The organism is Patulibacter sp. SYSU D01012 (genome assembly GCF_017916475.1).
Classification (GTDB): domain Bacteria; phylum Actinomycetota; class Thermoleophilia; order Solirubrobacterales; family Solirubrobacteraceae; genus Patulibacter.
In genome coordinates this window covers 601,621-615,876 of the sequence record NZ_JAFMTB010000002.1, presented here as the reverse complement: position 1 = coordinate 615,876, position 14,256 = coordinate 601,621, and the positions used below count along the sequence as shown (strand labels likewise).

General features: G+C 74.9%; 15 protein-coding genes. 6 read left to right on the top strand and 9 right to left on the bottom strand.

Annotated elements, in window-relative coordinates:
- Nucleotides 1-65 precede the first annotated feature (65 nt).
- Both J3P29_RS12285 and J3P29_RS12280 read left to right on the top strand, forming a co-directional pair.
- Nucleotides 66-605 carry a cupin domain-containing protein gene (locus tag J3P29_RS12285; RefSeq protein ID WP_210493713.1) on the top strand — a complete coding sequence of 180 codons (540 nt, stop codon included), beginning with the start codon at nt 66-68 and terminating at the stop codon, nt 603-605.
- A 116-nt stretch (nt 606-721) separates the two neighbouring features.
- A complete protein-coding gene (locus J3P29_RS12280; protein ID WP_210493712.1) occupies nt 722-1,156 on the top strand; it encodes a DUF1810 domain-containing protein in 435 nt (144 codons plus the stop codon).
- 336 nt (nt 1,157-1,492) lie between these two features.
- On the opposite strand, the gene J3P29_RS12275 is transcribed toward J3P29_RS12280, so the two are convergent.
- Entirely contained in the window at nt 1,493-2,356 is an 864-nt protein-coding gene (locus tag J3P29_RS12275; protein ID WP_210493711.1) for an SDR family oxidoreductase, read from the bottom strand.
- Nucleotides 2,357-2,459: 103 nt separating this feature from the next.
- Between J3P29_RS12275 and J3P29_RS12270 the strand changes: the two genes are divergently transcribed.
- Together J3P29_RS12270 and J3P29_RS12265 are read left to right on the top strand one after the other, a co-directional pair.
- Complete coding sequence (locus J3P29_RS12270) at nt 2,460-3,329, top strand: helix-turn-helix transcriptional regulator (RefSeq protein WP_210493710.1); 870 nt, start codon at nt 2,460-2,462, stop codon at nt 3,327-3,329.
- Between the two features lie 103 nt (nt 3,330-3,432).
- Entirely contained in the window at nt 3,433-4,191 is a 759-nt protein-coding gene (locus J3P29_RS12265) for a TipAS antibiotic-recognition domain-containing protein (RefSeq protein ID WP_210493709.1), read from the top strand.
- Between the two features lie 744 nt (nt 4,192-4,935).
- On the opposite strand, the gene J3P29_RS12260 is transcribed toward J3P29_RS12265, so the two are convergent.
- Both J3P29_RS12260 and J3P29_RS12255 read right to left on the bottom strand, forming a co-directional pair.
- Nucleotides 4,936-5,340, bottom strand: a complete 405-nt coding sequence (locus J3P29_RS12260; RefSeq protein ID WP_210493708.1) for a YccF domain-containing protein — start codon at nt 5,338-5,340, stop codon at nt 4,936-4,938.
- Between the two features lie 36 nt (nt 5,341-5,376).
- A complete protein-coding gene (locus J3P29_RS12255; protein ID WP_210493707.1) occupies nt 5,377-6,123 on the bottom strand; it encodes a VOC family protein in 747 nt (248 codons plus the stop codon).
- Nucleotides 6,124-6,233: 110 nt separating this feature from the next.
- Between J3P29_RS12255 and J3P29_RS12250 the strand changes: the two genes are divergently transcribed.
- Entirely contained in the window at nt 6,234-7,331 is a 1,098-nt protein-coding gene (locus J3P29_RS12250; RefSeq protein WP_210493706.1) for a hypothetical protein, read from the top strand.
- Nucleotides 7,332-7,346: 15 nt separating this feature from the next.
- Here J3P29_RS12250 and J3P29_RS12245 read toward each other — a convergent pair whose 3' ends face one another.
- From J3P29_RS12245 to J3P29_RS12225, 6 genes are all read right to left on the bottom strand, one after another.
- Nucleotides 7,347-7,550, bottom strand: coding sequence for a hypothetical protein (locus J3P29_RS12245; protein WP_210493705.1), 204 nt, complete (start codon nt 7,548-7,550; stop codon nt 7,347-7,349).
- 258 nt (nt 7,551-7,808) lie between these two features.
- Nucleotides 7,809-8,393 carry a hypothetical protein gene (locus J3P29_RS12240; protein ID WP_210493704.1) on the bottom strand — a complete coding sequence of 195 codons (585 nt, stop codon included), beginning with the start codon at nt 8,391-8,393 and terminating at the stop codon, nt 7,809-7,811.
- Between the two features lie 64 nt (nt 8,394-8,457).
- On the bottom strand, nt 8,458-8,586 hold the full coding sequence (locus J3P29_RS20440; RefSeq protein WP_282600086.1) for a hypothetical protein: 129 nt from the start codon (nt 8,584-8,586) through the stop codon (nt 8,458-8,460).
- A gap of 78 nt (nt 8,587-8,664) precedes the next feature.
- Entirely contained in the window at nt 8,665-9,540 is an 876-nt protein-coding gene (locus J3P29_RS12235) for a Ku protein (RefSeq protein ID WP_210493702.1), read from the bottom strand.
- Entirely contained in the window at nt 9,540-10,499 is a 960-nt protein-coding gene (locus J3P29_RS12230) for a Ku protein (protein WP_210493699.1), read from the bottom strand. The genes J3P29_RS12235 and J3P29_RS12230 overlap by 1 nt, the downstream gene beginning before the upstream one ends.
- A gap of 112 nt (nt 10,500-10,611) precedes the next feature.
- Complete coding sequence (locus tag J3P29_RS12225; protein WP_210493696.1) at nt 10,612-12,828, bottom strand: methyl-accepting chemotaxis protein; 2,217 nt, start codon at nt 12,826-12,828, stop codon at nt 10,612-10,614.
- Between the two features lie 241 nt (nt 12,829-13,069).
- Here J3P29_RS12225 and J3P29_RS12220 point away from each other — a divergent pair, with 241 nt between their 5' ends.
- Nucleotides 13,070-14,194 carry a PASTA domain-containing protein gene (locus tag J3P29_RS12220; protein WP_210493694.1) on the top strand — a complete coding sequence of 375 codons (1,125 nt, stop codon included), beginning with the start codon at nt 13,070-13,072 and terminating at the stop codon, nt 14,192-14,194.
- Nucleotides 14,195-14,256 lie beyond the last annotated feature (62 nt).

Genomic DNA, 14,256 nt, shown 5'->3' with positions numbered 1-14,256 from the left:
CGTCGAGGGTGTCCGCCGTCACCGCGCTCCACGTGGCCGCGGGACGGAGGGGCTACCGTGGCCGCATGCACGAGGCGCGCATCCAGGAGACGGCGACCGGCCGCCAGGCGGCGGACGACGGCTGGTGGATCCTCAACCTGGACGAGATCGGCTGGGAGGCGGTGCCCGGGGGCGGCACGTGGTGCGTGCTGGAGAGCCCGCGGGCACCGTCCCGGACGCTGGGCATCGGGGTGCACGTGCTGCAGCCCGGGGAGCCCTCGGCGAAGTACCACCTGGAGGACGCGCAGGAGGGGTTCCTCGTGCTGGCGGGCGAGTGCCTGGCGATCGTCGAGGGCGAGGAGCGCCGGCTGCGCACCTGGGACTACCTGCACTGCCCGCCGGGCACCGCGCACATCACCGTCGGCGCGGGGGACGGGCCCTGCGCGATCCTCATGGTCGGCGCGCGGCCGAGCCACCCGACGCACTACCCCGTCGACCCGGTGGCCGCCCGGCACGGCGCGAGCGTCGCGACCGCGACGGACGATCCGCGGCAGGCGTACGCCGACCGTCCGCCGATCGTCGACGCCCCGTCGCCCTGGGCCCACGTGATGGGTGCCGTCGGCTGAGGCCGCGGGACCCTGGCGCTGAGGCCACCCCGGGGCGCCGGTCGCCGCTGCCTCACGGCCTGCGGCGACGGGTCGTTCGCCGTCGTCGCGAGCCCGTCGGCGGGTAGGGGCCGAGGATGACCCCCGACGATCCGCACGAGCTGCAGCGCTTCGTCGCCGCCCAGGGCGACGGCACGTACGAGCAGGCCCTGGCCGAGCTGCGCGCCGGCCGCAAGACGAGCCACTGGATGTGGTTCGTCTTCCCGCAGGTGGCGGGGCTGGGCCGCAGCCCGACCGCCCAGCGCTACGCGATCCGCTCCCTCGACGAGGCGCGCGCGTACCTGGGGCACCACGTGCTCGGTCCGCGGCTGCGCGAGGCCGCGCGGGCGCTGACCGCCCTGCCCGGCGGCGACGCCGCGGCGGTCCTCGGCGGCGTCGACGCGCAGAAGCTGCGCTCGAGCATGACGCTGTTCCTGCGCGCCGCCCCGGACGAGGAGGTGTTCCGCGCCGTCCTGGACCAGTACTACGGGGGCGATCCCGACCCGGCGACGGACCGGATCCTCGGGCGCTGACGGGGGGTGCGCGCGGGTCGGGACGGGTGGCCCGAGGCGGGCGGCCGGCGGGGGCATCGCGTTCCGGATCACCCACACCGGGCCGCGGCGATCCGGAGCACGACCCGGCCCCCGCCCGCCGCGGCATCACGTTCCGGATCACCCTCACCGGGCCGCGGCGATCCGGAGCACGACCCGGCCCCCGCCCGCCGCGGCATCACGTTCCGGATCACCCTCACCGGGCCGCGGCAATCCGGAGGACGACCCCGCGGCCGCCCGCCGCGGCATCGCGTCCCGCATCACCCACACCCAGCCGCGGCGATCCGGAGCACGACCCCGCGCCCGCTCGCCGCGGCCCTACGCCCAGGACGGCTCGCCGCCGCGCGCGCCGTCCGCGTCGGTCGCCGCGGCGCTCTCGCGCTGCTCCTCCACGTGCGCGAGCCGCTCGCGCAGCGCGCGCTCGATCATCACCGTCGCGTCGCTGCCCAGGATCAGCCGCACCGGGGCCTCGGGGGCGTCGGCGGCGGCGATCATCGCGGCGGCCATGCGGGCCGGATCGCCGGGGCTGGTGGTGCCGTCCAAGGCGCGGACCTGCTCGCGCAGCGCGTCGGCGGGCGTGCCGGCGTAGGCCTCCATCGCCGGGGCGTAGGCGGCCGAGCCCTCCGCGAAGGCGGTGCGTGCGCTGCCCGGCTCGACGACCGTCACGCCGATGCCGAAGGGCGCGACCTCGGCGCGCAGCGCCTCGGTGAACCCGACCATCGCGAACTTCGTCGCGTTGTAGAGCGCCAGGCCCGGGAAGGCGTGGTGGCCGCCGAGGCTGGCGACCTGCAGGATCCGCCCGCCGCCCTGCGCCCGCAGGTGGGGCAGCGCGGCGCGGACCATCTGGATCGAGCCCAGGACGTTCGTGTCGAGCTGCCGCTCGATCTGCTCGTCCGTCATCTCCTCGACGGCGCCGAACAGGCCGTAGCCGGCGTTCGAGACGACAGCGTCGATGCGGCCGAACGCGGCCCACGCGGCGTCGACCGTCGCGCGGACGGCCGCGGTGTCGGTGACGTCCAGGCGGCCGACCCACAGCCGGTCGGCGTGCTGGGCCCGCAGGTCGTCGAGCCGCGAGGGGCGGCGCAGGGTGGCCGCGACGCGGTCGCCGCGGGCGAGCAGCTGCTCGGTCATGTGGCGGCCGAAGCCGCTCGAGGTGCCGGTGATGAGCCAGGTGGAAGCCATGCCTGCACCCTGCGCCCGCCACGCCGATCGCACCAGACGCCGCTCGTGCCTGGGGTACGTCAGGGCCACCTTCGCGCCGCGCGCGGCCGCTAGCGTGGTGCAGATGGAGCGCGCGAAGCGGCTGGGGGAGTTCCTGCGGGCCCGCCGCGAGCAGGTGACGCCCGACGACGTCGGCCTGCCGACCGACGAGCGCCGGCGGGTGCCGGGCCTGCGCCGCGAGGAGCTGGCGATGCTCGCGGGCGTCTCCGCCGACTACTACGTGCGGCTGGAGCAGGGCCGCGACCACCGGCCGTCCGAGCAGGTGCTCGACGCGCTTGCCCGCGTCCTGCGCCTGGGCGACGACGCGACCGCGCACCTGTACGAGCTGGCGCGGCCCGCGCCGCCGGTGCGCCGTGCGTCCCGGGCCGCCGACGCGCCGGTCCCTGCCGTCCTCCAGGAGCTCGTCGACACGTGGGGCACCACCCCCGCGATCGTGCAGAGCCGGCACCTGGACGTCCTGGCCTCGAACGCCATCGCCCGCGCGCTGGCCCCGTGCTACGAGCCGGGCGTCAACCTGCTGCGCGGCCTGTTCCTGGATCCCGCGATCCGCGAGCTGCACGGCGACGAGCTGGACCACGTCCTGGGCGAAGCCGTCGCCGCGTTCCGCGCCTGGGTGGGTGGTGACACGGACGACCCCGAGCTGCAGGCGCTGGTCGGCGAGCTGTCGCTGAAGAGCGAGGGCTTCCGCGAGCTGTGGGCCCGCCACGACGTGCAGGCGTCGATGACGGGCGAGAAGCGCTTCCTGCACCCGACGGTCGGCACCTTCCGCCTGCGGTACCAGGTGCTGGCCGTGCCGGGCACCGAGGGAGCGTCGCTCTGCGTGATGCACGCGCCCCCGGGGACGGCCGACGCGCAGGCGCTCGCGCTGCTCGCGACGCTGACGGCGGACGGGGCCGCGGCGCGCGAGCCGCGGCCCGACCGGGCGTCGCGCTGACCGGGCCCGGTCGCCCTTGCGGTTGACGTAGCGTCAACGCCTACCGTCGCCGACGGGCCGGAATCCGCCGGCCCGATGGACCGCGGGACGGAGGGCGAGCAGCATGGAGTGGACGACGGCCGAGGTGGCCCGGATCGCGGGCGTGAGCTCGCGGACGCTGCGCCACTACGACGCGATCGGCCTGCTGCGGCCCGCCCGCGTCGGCACCGGCGGCCTGCGTCATTACGGATGGGACGAGCTGCTGCGGCTGCAGCAGATCCTCCTGCTCCGCCGGCTCGGGCTGCCGCTCGACCGGGTGGCCTCCGTGCTCGACGGCCAGACCGACCGCGTGCTGGCGCTGCGCCGGCACGCGGACGAGCTGCGCGCCGAGCGCGAGCGGCTCGACGTGCTGGCCCGCACCGTCGCGCGGACCATCGCCCAGATCGAAGGAGGCGACGCGATGTCGGCCGAGGAGATGTTCGAGGGGTTCGCCGCGCGGCGGGCCGAGATGGAGGACGCGCTGGCGCAGCGCCACGGGGACGGGGTGCGCGAGCACTTCCGCACCGCGGAGCGGCGCACGGAGGGCTGGACGGCGGACGACTACGCCGCGGTGCAGCGCGAGTGGGAGGGCATCCACCGCCGCCTGGCGGACCTGATGGCCGCCGGCGTCCGCCCGGACGCGCCGGAGGTGCTGGCCGTCGTCGACGAGCACCACCGCAGCGTCGCGCGGTTCTGGACGCCGAACCGCGAGAGCTACCGCGGCCTCGCCGACCTGTACGCCGAGCACCCCGAGTTCCGGGAGCGGCTGGAGGCGGTGGCGCCCGGCCTCGTGGCGTTCCTGGCCGCGGCGATGGGCGCCTACGCCGACGCGCGGCTGGCCTGAGGGCAGCGGCTGGCCGGCGCGGCGGATCGGCGTCGCGCCGGCCCGGTTCCGCGTCCGCCCGTACGCGCCGGCCCGGTGACCCGTTGCGCCGGGGCCACCGCGGGGGCGGACCGGGGCGGGGCGCCGACGCCGCTGGAACCTCGGTGCGCGGGCGACCGGCGTCGCCGCGTGGGCGGTCGGCACGGGTGGGGGGGGCGATCGGCGTCGGCGCGTGGGCAGCCGACGTGGGTGGGGGCGATTGACGTCGGCGCGTGGTCGGTCGGCGCGGGTGCGGGGGCGATTGACGTCGGCGCGTGGTCGGTCGGCGTGGGTGCCGGGGCGGTTGACGTCGGCGCGTGGTCGGTCGGCGCGGGTGCGGGGGCGATCGGCGTCGACGCTCGGCAGGTGGGGTCGATCGGCGTCGCTTCTCGACGCGGATCGACCCCACCCCGTGAGCGGTGACGCGGGTCGACCTCACGCCGTGAGCGGTGACGCGGATCGACCCCACGCCGTGAGCGGTGACGCGGATCGACCCCACGCCGTGAGCGGTGACGCGGATCGACCCCACGCCGTGAGCGGCGACGCGATTCGCCCCCCACCCGGCCTCCCGACCCGGGCCGTCACGCGATGACCGGGATGCTCGGTGCGGGCATCCCGTCCGCCGCCGTCCAGCCGGACCGCACCCCTCCGGACCGTGCCCCCTCTGGCCCGCCCACCTCGGCTCGACCCGCCCGCTCACCGGTGGCGGCCGGCCGACGCGCGCCGCTAGACCGCGACGCCCGCCTGCGCCTCGGGCGAGCCGAGCGGCACGACCCGGCTGCCGAGGGGCACGAGGCTGACGGGGATGAGCTTGAAGTTGGCGATCCCGAACGGGATGCCGACGACCGTCAGGCACAGCGCCGCGCCGGTCAGCAGGTGACCCAGCGCCAGCCACCAGCCGGCGAAGACGATCCAGATGACGTTGCCGATCCCCGCGAGGGCGCCGGATCCGCGATGGGGCACGAGCGTGCGTCCGAAGGGCCACAGGCAGAAGCCGGCGATGCGGAACGCGGCCAGGCTGAACGGGATCGTGACGATCGGCAGCAGCAGCACCAGCCCGGCCAGGACGTACCCGAGCGCCATCCAGAAGCCGGACAGCACGAGCCACAGGACGTTGAGGACCAGGCGCACGGGGGAGGAGGCGGGCTGGTGAGGGGTGGCCGCGCCTCAGCCCTCGTCGCGGTGGTGGTTGACGACCTCGATGTTGTTGCCGTCGGGGTCCAGCACGAAGGCGCCGTAGTAGCCGGGGTGATAGATCGGGCGCTCGCCCGGGCCGCCCTCGTCGCGGAAGCCGGCGCCGACCCCGGCGGCGTGGAACGCCTGCACGTCCGCGTCGTCCGTCGTGCCAAAGGCGATGTGCGCACCCGTCGTCGGCGTGTCGCCGGGCAGGATGCCCAGGTCGCCGCCGTGGCCACCGGTGCGCACGAGGGTCAGCAGCCGGTCGCTGTCCTCGTCCACCCGGAGGCCGGCGGACGCGGCGATCGTCGTCCAGAACCGCCGGGCCTCGCCGAAGTCGGCCGTCCGCATCCACACGTGGTCGACGTTGCCGTCGGTGCGCTGCCCGTCGCGGTGCACCGCCTCGACGCTGTTCCCGTCGGGATCGCGCAGGAACGCACCGTAGTAGCTGGGGGAGTACTCGGGCCGCTCGCCCGGCTCGCCGTCGGACGCGTACCCGGCCTCGACGCCGGCCTTCCAGAAGTCGTCCACGTGCTGCCGCGACGGCACCGCGAACGCGACGTGCAGGTTGCGCGTGACCGGGCGCTCGTCGGTCGCGGGTGCGACGCCGAAGTCGTTCCACTCGACGTACCACTCGCTCGCCTTCGGCAGCCCGAGCCCGATCGCGCCGAGGACCGTGACGTAGAAGCGCTCCGACGCGCCCAGGTCGGACGCGCGCAGGGTGACGTGGTCGAACATGGGGCGATCCTCGCAGGCGGGGGCGCGGATGCGGACACCGCCCTAAAGGGCATGGGCCGTTGGGACGAAGACAGGGGTATGCGTGTTTGTTCGAAAAAGGCCCCGTCCCAATGATGTCCGAGCAGTCCAACCTGACCGACGCGCGTCGTGCCTATGAGCGCGGCGAGTACCAGACGTTTCTCGCGGGCCTTCGCGACGCCGTCGAGACGATCGTGAACGAGGTGATCTCGCAGGACCTGGATCGCGAGCAGTTCTCTGTGTCGGCGCGTGTGAAGGCGCCCGAGTCCTTTGCCAGGAAAGCGGCCGCTACGGGCGCCGATGGGAATGCGAAGTACATCCGTCCGCTGGGTTCGGTCCACGACCAGGTGGCGCTGCGCGTGAGAGTGCTGCACGAGGGCCAGATCGGGCGGGTCGCGGACCTCTTGCAGGCCGACCCCCGCCTGACCGTCGAAGAGCGTCAGAACAAGTCGGCGGTCCACCCCGAGCGACGTTCGTTCGGATACGGGGGAGTCCATCTACTGATTCGGCCCGTTGACATCCCGCAAGTCTGCCCGGATCACGACCTGGGTCGGATCGAGCGGCTCGAGATCCAAATTCGAACGCACGCTCAGCACGCTTGGGCCGAGATCGAGCATGACGTCAGATACAAGGCCCACGACCGCCTTGACCCAGAGGTGTCTCGGGACCTTGATCGCGCAGCGGCGCTGCTCGAGACCGCGGACATGATCCTCGCTCGTCTCGTCTCGAGTATCGACGCGGCGCAGGTTGCTGCGCCGCCGGTTGATCCACCGGCGCCGGAGCTCTCGGGCCCCTTCGCGCAGGCAACTCAAGACGCGCTGTTCGAGATCAGTAGCGCGCTCCCGGCACTGTTGCAACGGTCGTTTCCGGGGACGCGGCCTGCGACCTCCGCGTCCCTCGAGTGGATCGCTAGGGCAGCCGTGGGCATGGGTATGGACGGTCCCGCAGCGATCGAGGAGCTGCTTTCGCGGGCGCCCATTGAGGCTCTCCACGACGTGTTTGCGGCTGCCGGTCAGCGCGAGCGCAGCGCTCTACGGCGTCTTGACGACATCCTGTTGTGGCAATTCGAGGAGGCGTACGTCGAGCAGGCTGAAGAGGGCGTAGAAGGCACGTGGGAGAAGTACTCGGCGGGGCGCCCTGGCATTCTCCGCTGGAGGCTTGAGCGGATGCGTGAAGCGGGACTCTGCTGAGTCCCTAGCCGGCAGCTACGGCCTCCGCGGGTCGCCGGCGCTGCGCTCGTCGTGCCGGCGCAGCGCGGGCACGACGTCCTCGGGCTTCAGCTCGGGGACGCCGCCGCGCTCGTCGTCGCGGTCGGGGTTGAGCGAGCGCTCGGCCTCGCGGACGCGCTCCACCGGCTCACCGGTCAGGTCCTCGGGCTCAGGATCGGTGCGGTCGGGGTCGTCGGCCATGGCGTCCCGGTGCCCGCCGATCCGGTCGCGCGAACGCGCGCGGTCCGGCTTCGCGACGCTCCTCCCGCCCGGCGTCCGCCGATGCGGCCGCGCGAATGCGCGCCGGCCCGCTCCGCGACGGGTCCCGGCCGGGACCGCACCACGGACGTCCGTCGTCGCGCCCGGCCGCGAGCGCACCGCATCGCGCCCCGCCCGTGGCGCCTCAACGACCGCCGCGCCGGCGCGTGCCGCGCCGCACCACCACGGTCCGATGCCTGCTCAGTCGAACCGGTACCGCACGACCGCCGCCTGCGGGTCGTGCGTGAACGTCTGCTGCGAGCTGCCGCGCCGGTTCTGCGACGTCCCGAGCTGGCACCACCGCACCGCCTGCGGCGCCGTCTGGCCCTTCGGCAGGGACAGGAACGCGGTCGTGCTGACCCGCTGGCCGACGGGCATGGTGCCCGGGGGGCCGGCCGGCGCCGCGATCACGCGTTGCAGCTCCTTCCCGCGGACGCTGCAGGTGATCTCGTAGCCGGAGGTGCTCGCCAGCCGGCGGCGCAGCGACGCGGGGGCGGACCCCATGATGCGGAAGGTCGCGCGCAGGCGCGGCTCGTCCTCCTGGACCGCGGGCCGCAGCCACAGGCGCACGCCGCGCTCACGCCCCTCGAGGACGACGCCACGGGCGGCCGCGGCGGCCGAGACGGCGGGCACGGCGACGTCGACGTGGGTGCGGGCCATCCGGGACGCGTCGCCGCCGGTCGGGTCGTCGCCTCCGCAGCCGGCGAGGGCGACGGCCGTCAGCGCGACGGCGGTCAGCCCACGGGCGAGGGCGGCGGTCGAGGCGGGAGGGATCTTGCGGGGCACGGGCTTCCTGGCGTTGCGGACGGGACGGGGCGCCCTGGGGCGGCGCGCGCAGCGTACTTCGTCCTCACCCCGGTCGGTGCGGGGCCCGCCGCAGCAGGCTGCGCGTGGCCAGCGCGAGGCCGGCGAGGGCCAGCACGACGAGCTGGCGTGCCGGGCCGGCGGCCCAGCCCCGGCCGCTGGCGAACGCGTGCATCGGTGCTCCGCACGGGAGCGGCACGGGTCGGCGAGCCGCGCCGCTGGTCCCGCCGCCCGGGCCCCGGCGGCGCACGCCCTACGCCGCGCTCTTCCTCCGCCCGCCCGCCGACGCCTTGCCCTTCGCCGACCCGCTCGCCTTCTTCCCCTTCGACCCGCCGCGCGCCTTCGCCAGGCTGTCTTCCAGCGCGGCGATCAGGTCGGCCGGGGCCTTCTGCGGCTTCGGCTCGGGCTCGACCTCGGGGATCTCGACCTCGCCGGTCTTGCGCTTCTCGTCGATCAGGCGCAGCAGGCGGACGCGGTGGCAGTCGTCGTAGCGGGCGGGGTCGAAGTCGTCCGTCAGCTCCTCGATTAGCGCGACGGCGTCGTCGACCTCGCGCTTCGACGGCTCCGTCTCCTCGCCCGACGGGATGGCGCCGGTGTCCTGCGGGTCGCGGACCTCGTCGGCGAAGTGCATCGTCGTCAGCGACAGCAGGCCGTCCTGCTCGCGCATCGCCACCAGGTACTCCTTGGCGCGCAGCACGATGCGGCCGATCGCGACCTGGCCCGCCTTGCCCATCACCTCGACGAGCAGGCGGTACGCGCGGACGGCGCCCTCGCCTTCGCCGGCCGGCAGCAGCCAGTAGGGGTGGTCGAAGTAGATCGGGTCGATGTCGTCCAGGTCGACGAACAGGTCGATGTCGACGGTGCGCGTCTTCTCGGGCTGCGCCGACGCGAAGTCGTCGTCGGTCAGCACGACCATCTCGCCGTCCTCGGTCTCCCAGCCCTTGCCGACGTCCTCCCAGGCGACCTCCTTGCCGTCCTCGGCGGCGACGCGCTTCGTCTCGACGCGCTCGCCGGTGTCGCGCTGCACCTGGTGGAAGCGCACGTCCAGGTCGCGGGTGGCGGAGACGAGCTGGACGGGGACGTTGACCAGCCCGAAGCTGAGCGAGCCGGTCCAGAGCGAGCGGGCCATCAGCGCTTCCCCTTCGCGGAGGACGACTTGGGCGCGGCCTTGCCCGACGACGTCTTGGACGACGAGCGGGAGGACGACTTCGTGCGGGAGGACGAGGACCTCGAGCCGGCCGACGATCGCGAGCCCGACGCCTTCGCGCCCGAGGACGACGACTTCGACGATCCGGACGCCTTCTTCGCCTTCCGGTCGGGCCGCCCGCCGGCCAGGCTGGCCTCGAGCGCGGCGGCCAGGTCGTCGCTGTTGTCGGGCCTGCGCCGCGCCTTCTTCGGCTTCTCGCCCTTGCGCTTGGCCTCGATCATCGCCATGACCGCGTCGCGGTACGTGTCCTCGTGCTCCTCGGGATCCCACTCGCCGGCGAGCATCTCGACGAGCTTGCCGGCCATCGTCACCTCGCGCTCGCCCGGCTTCTTCTTCAGCGACGGCAGCTCGAGGTCCTTCGGGTCGACGAGCTCGTCGTCGAAGCGCATGGTCTGCAGGCCGAGCGCGCCGTTCAGGGGCCGCAGCGCGACGAGCTGCTCGCGCGTGCGCAGGACGAACCGGCCGATCCCCACCTTGCCGGACCGCTCGAGCGCCGCGAGCAGCACCCGGTAGGCGTGACCGCCGTCCTTCTGGGCGCCGAGGTGGTACGCCTTGTCGTAGAAGACGGGGTCGATCTGGTCGCCCGGGACGAACCGCTCGATGGCGATGACCTTCGGGTGCGAGCCCTCGGCGGCGGCGATCTCCTCCTTCGTCAGGAGGATCTGCCCCTTGCCGGTGTCGTAGGCCTTCTCGATCTCGCCGTACGGGATCTCCTTCCCCGAGTCTGCGCCGATCCGCTTGTGCTCGATCCGCGAGCCGTCGCTGACGCGGACCTCCTTGAACCGCAGCGCGTGCGGGCTCGTGGCTGAGAACAGCTTGACCGGGATCGCGACGGCGCCGAACGTGATCGTGCCGTTCCAGAGCGAGCGTGCGGCGGGCATGGACCCTGCTTCTACCCGCACGGCGCCGGGACCTACCGCGTGGGCGCGGTCGTGCGGGCGACGCCTGTCGGGAAGGGGCGCGCCGCGCGACGCCGGCGACGCCCCGGGGCGGCTAGCGCAGGCGGAACTGCCCGACCAGGTCCTCCAGGCGCGTCGCCTGGCCGGCCAGGCGCTCGGCCGAGCCGGCGATCTCCTGCGTCGACGCGCTGGTCTCCTGCACCGACGCCGACACCTGCTGCGCCGACGCCGACGAGGACTCGGCGACGACCGCGACGCTGCCGACGTCCTCGCTCATCTGCGTGGCGGCGTCCTCGATCCGCTTGATCGCCGCGGCGATCTCGCCGACGAGGTCGTCCACCTCGCCGAAGCTCGCGTCGATCCGGGCGAACGCCGACTGCGTCTGCTCCACCGTCACGGTGCCGTCGGCGGTGCGCTGCGAGCCCTCGCCGACGACCGCGATGGCCCGCGAGGTCTCGCGCTGCATCTCGGTGATCAGGCCGGCGATCGTGCCCGCAGCCTCCTGCGACTCCTCCGCCAGCTTGCGCACCTCGTCGGCGACGACGGCGAACCCGCGGCCCTCCTCGCCGGCCCGCGCCGCCTCGATGGCGGCGTTCAGCGCCAGCAGGTTCGTCTGCTCGGCGATGCCCGAGATCGTGTCGACGATGCCGCCGATGTGCTGCGAGCGCTCGCCCAGGGCGGAGATCGCGGCGGTCGCCTCGGCGGTCGCCTCGCGCACCGCGGCCATCGCGGCGGTCGCCGCGGCGGCGGCGTCGGTGCCCTCGCGCGCCAGGCCGCGGGCGGCGGTGGCGGCGCGCACCGACCCGTCGGCGTGCGCGGCGCTCGCGCGGCTGGCCTCGGCGACCTCCAGGCCGGTGCGGCGGACGCTCTCGATCGACATGACCTGCCGCTCGGCCCCGGACGCGACGTCGCCGACCGCGTGGGCGATCTCCTCGATCGCCCGGCCCGCGTCGGTGGAGGACTGCGCCAGCTCGTGCGAGGCCTCCGTCAGCGTGCCGGCGGTCCCGGAGAGCTCGCCGACGATCTCGCGCAGCCGCTCGGTCATCGTGCGGAAGGCGTGGCCCAGGACGTCGCGGTCCGAGCGCGGCGCGACGTCGTGCGTCAGGTCGCCGCGAGCGATCGCGTCGGCCGTGCCCGCGGTGCCGCGGAGGGACTCGACCATGCGGCCGAACGCGGCGGACATGCGGCCGATCTCGTCGTCGGACGAGGCCGACACCGTCACGTCCAGGTCGCCCTCGGCGATCTGCTCGGCGGCCTCGGCGATCTGGCGCACCGGCCGACCGATGCGGGCCGCGATGACGGCCACCAGCACGCCGACCAGCAGCAGCGCGCCCAGGCCGACGAGGATCAGCTTCGTGCGCAGCGCGTGGACGCTGGCCAGGATCTCGCTCTCGGGCGCCGCGGCCACGAAGCCCCAGCCGCCGTTCTTCACCGGCGCGTAGAAGAGCACCGACGGCGTGCCGTGCAGCGGGTCCGCGACCTTCACGTGGCCGGCGCGGCCCCGCGCGACGTCGGCGGCGACCCGGGCCAGCTCGGGGCGGCCCTGCTCCCGCGCCAGGCCGGAGAGGGTCTTCGTGCCGAGCCACGCCTGCTTGGGGAACGCGAGGAGCGCGCCGGAGCTGGAGACGACGAACGCGTAGCCGGAGTCGAGGACCTTCACGGCACGCGTCTGGGCGGCGAGCTGGCGCAGCGCGACGTCCACGCCGGCGACGCCGACCGTGCGCCCGTCCGCGCGGATCGGCGTGGTGTAGCTGGCCATCATCACGCCGTGGTCGACGTACGGCTCGGTCACGGCGTCGCGCCCGGTGCGGAACGCGGTCGCGTAGTAGTCGTCGCGGTCCCAGGACGCGCCGTCGTCGGAGTTCTCGAAGCTGCGGCCCACCAGCGAGCCCTTCGACCGGTCCCACAGGTACGCGAACCGGCCGGCCGGGTCGCCCAGGGGGCTGCCGACGAACGCGTCGTCGCGGCCGTCGTAGGCCCCGGGCTGGAACCCGGCCCAGGCCGCGAGCACGCCGGCGTTGCGCTGCGCGAAGCGCTGGATCAGGCGTCGGCCCGTCGGACGGTCGGCCCCACGGGCGCCCTCGAGCGCCGCGGCCACCCCGCGGGCGGTCGCCTGGTTCGTGGCGGCGGACGTGTCGAACTGCGCCGCCTCCTTCGCGATCAGGTGCGTCATGTCGTCGTAGACGGACCGCTCCTGGGCGGCGGACGCCGCCCGGATGGCGACGACGGTGAGCGCGACGATGGCGAGGGCGACGCCCGGCAGGATCTGCAGCAGCAGGCGGGCGCGCACGGAGCGGGGACGGAGCTTCACGGATACGGTGATCGGCCGGAGGACCGCGATGCTTGAGTCGGCAAGCATCCGGGGCGCGCCGGCCGTGGCGGCGCGGGGCCCGCGCGCGGACGACGGCCCGATGGTCGTCGGGGCTGCGGCCGGCCTCGACGCGGCGGCGGACGGCCTCAACCCCTTCCGTCGCGCGGAGAGACGGTGTATGTTGACGCCGTCAGCGACGACCGTCCCCGGGCCGTCGACCGCCCCCTCTCGAGAGGTGCAGATGTCGTCCCGTGTCCTGCCACGGTCCGCCGCGCTGGCGACGGTCTCCCTGGTCCTCCTTCTCCTCCTGGCCGCGGCCGCCCACGCCCAGGCCACCCGCACATGGGTGTCGGGCGTCGGCGACGACGTCAACCCGTGCTCGCGGACTGCGCCGTGCAAGACGTTCGCCGGCGCGATCAGCAAGACCGCGAGCGGCGGCGAGATCAACGCCATCGACGCCGGCGGCTACGGCACGCTGACCGTCGCCAAGCCCATCACCGTGGACGGGACCGGCGTGCTCGCCAGCGTGCTCAACAGCGGCGGGGTCAGCGGGGTCGTCGTCAACGCGCCGGGCGCCGACGTCGTCCTGCGCGGCCTGGACGTCTACGGCGCCACGAGCGTGCCCCTGACCTGCGGGGTGAGCAGCGGCGTGCGGATCCTCGCCGCGCGCAGCGTCCGGATCGAGAACACGCGGATCGGCGCGCAGGTCGGGGGCGCCGGCGTGAATGTGGTGCCGACGGCCGGCGACGTCGACGTGATCCTCGATCACGTCTCGATCCACGACGCCTGCGGCGCCGGGGTCGCGGTCGAGCCCGTCGCGGGCGCCACCGCCGACGTCACCGTCCGCGACAGCTCGATCACGAGCACCGCCAGCGGCGTGCGCGTCGGCGACGGCGGCCGTCTGTGGCTGTCGGGCACCACGGTCTTCGGCAACGACGTCGGCCTGGAGCCCGTCGGCGGCGGCCAGCTCCTGAGCTACTTCGGCACGAACCAGGTGCACGGCAACGGCACCGACGGCGCGCCGACGACCGTGCTCGGCGGGCCGGCGACCGGGCCCGTCGGCGCCGCCGGCCCCGCGGGACCGCCCGGCCCCGTCGGCCCGGTCGGACCCGCCGCGACCGTCACGACGACGGCGAAGAGCGGGGGAGCGGACGCCGACGACGGGTGCCTGGTCCCCAAGCTCGTCGGGCTGTCGCGCAAGAAGGCCGCCGCGCGGCTCGAGGCCGCCGGCTGCGCGCTCGGGAAGGTCAAGCAGCGCCGCGGCCCGAAGAAGGCCGTCGGCCGCGTGGTCGCCCAGGCCCGCAAGGCCGGGACCGCGCTGCCCGCGGGCACCGAGGTGGGCGTCACCGTGGGCCGGAAGCGCTGAGGCGCGCCGGCCCCGCCGCCCTGGGCGCGCGCGGCGGGGCGGCCCGGCCGGCGCGCCCCGCG

Excerpts from the sequence above, each read along its gene's own strand:
- J3P29_RS12280 (WP_210493712.1), top strand. The coding sequence starts at position 722 with ATGACCCCCGACGATCCGCACGAGCTGCAGCGCTTCGTCGCCGCCCAG.
- J3P29_RS12265 (WP_210493709.1), top strand. The coding sequence starts at position 3,433 with ATGGAGTGGACGACGGCCGAGGTGGCCCGGATCGCGGGCGTGAGCTCG.
- J3P29_RS12235 (WP_210493702.1), bottom strand. The coding sequence starts at position 9,540 with ATGGCCCGCTCGCTCTGGACCGGCTCGCTCAGCTTCGGGCTGGTCAAC.
- J3P29_RS12230 (WP_210493699.1), bottom strand. The coding sequence starts at position 10,499 with ATGCCCGCCGCACGCTCGCTCTGGAACGGCACGATCACGTTCGGCGCC.
- J3P29_RS12250 (WP_210493706.1), top strand. The coding sequence starts at position 6,234 with ATGATGTCCGAGCAGTCCAACCTGACCGACGCGCGTCGTGCCTATGAG.
- J3P29_RS12220 (WP_210493694.1), top strand. The coding sequence starts at position 13,070 with ATGTCGTCCCGTGTCCTGCCACGGTCCGCCGCGCTGGCGACGGTCTCC.
- J3P29_RS12255 (WP_210493707.1), bottom strand. The coding sequence starts at position 6,123 with ATGTTCGACCACGTCACCCTGCGCGCGTCCGACCTGGGCGCGTCGGAG.
- J3P29_RS12275 (WP_210493711.1), bottom strand. The coding sequence starts at position 2,356 with ATGGCTTCCACCTGGCTCATCACCGGCACCTCGAGCGGCTTCGGCCGC.
- J3P29_RS12245 (WP_210493705.1), bottom strand. The coding sequence starts at position 7,550 with ATGGCCGACGACCCCGACCGCACCGATCCTGAGCCCGAGGACCTGACC.
- J3P29_RS12285 (WP_210493713.1), top strand. The coding sequence starts at position 66 with ATGCACGAGGCGCGCATCCAGGAGACGGCGACCGGCCGCCAGGCGGCG.
- J3P29_RS12270 (WP_210493710.1), top strand. The coding sequence starts at position 2,460 with ATGGAGCGCGCGAAGCGGCTGGGGGAGTTCCTGCGGGCCCGCCGCGAG.
- J3P29_RS20440 (WP_282600086.1), bottom strand. The coding sequence starts at position 8,586 with ATGCACGCGTTCGCCAGCGGCCGGGGCTGGGCCGCCGGCCCGGCACGC.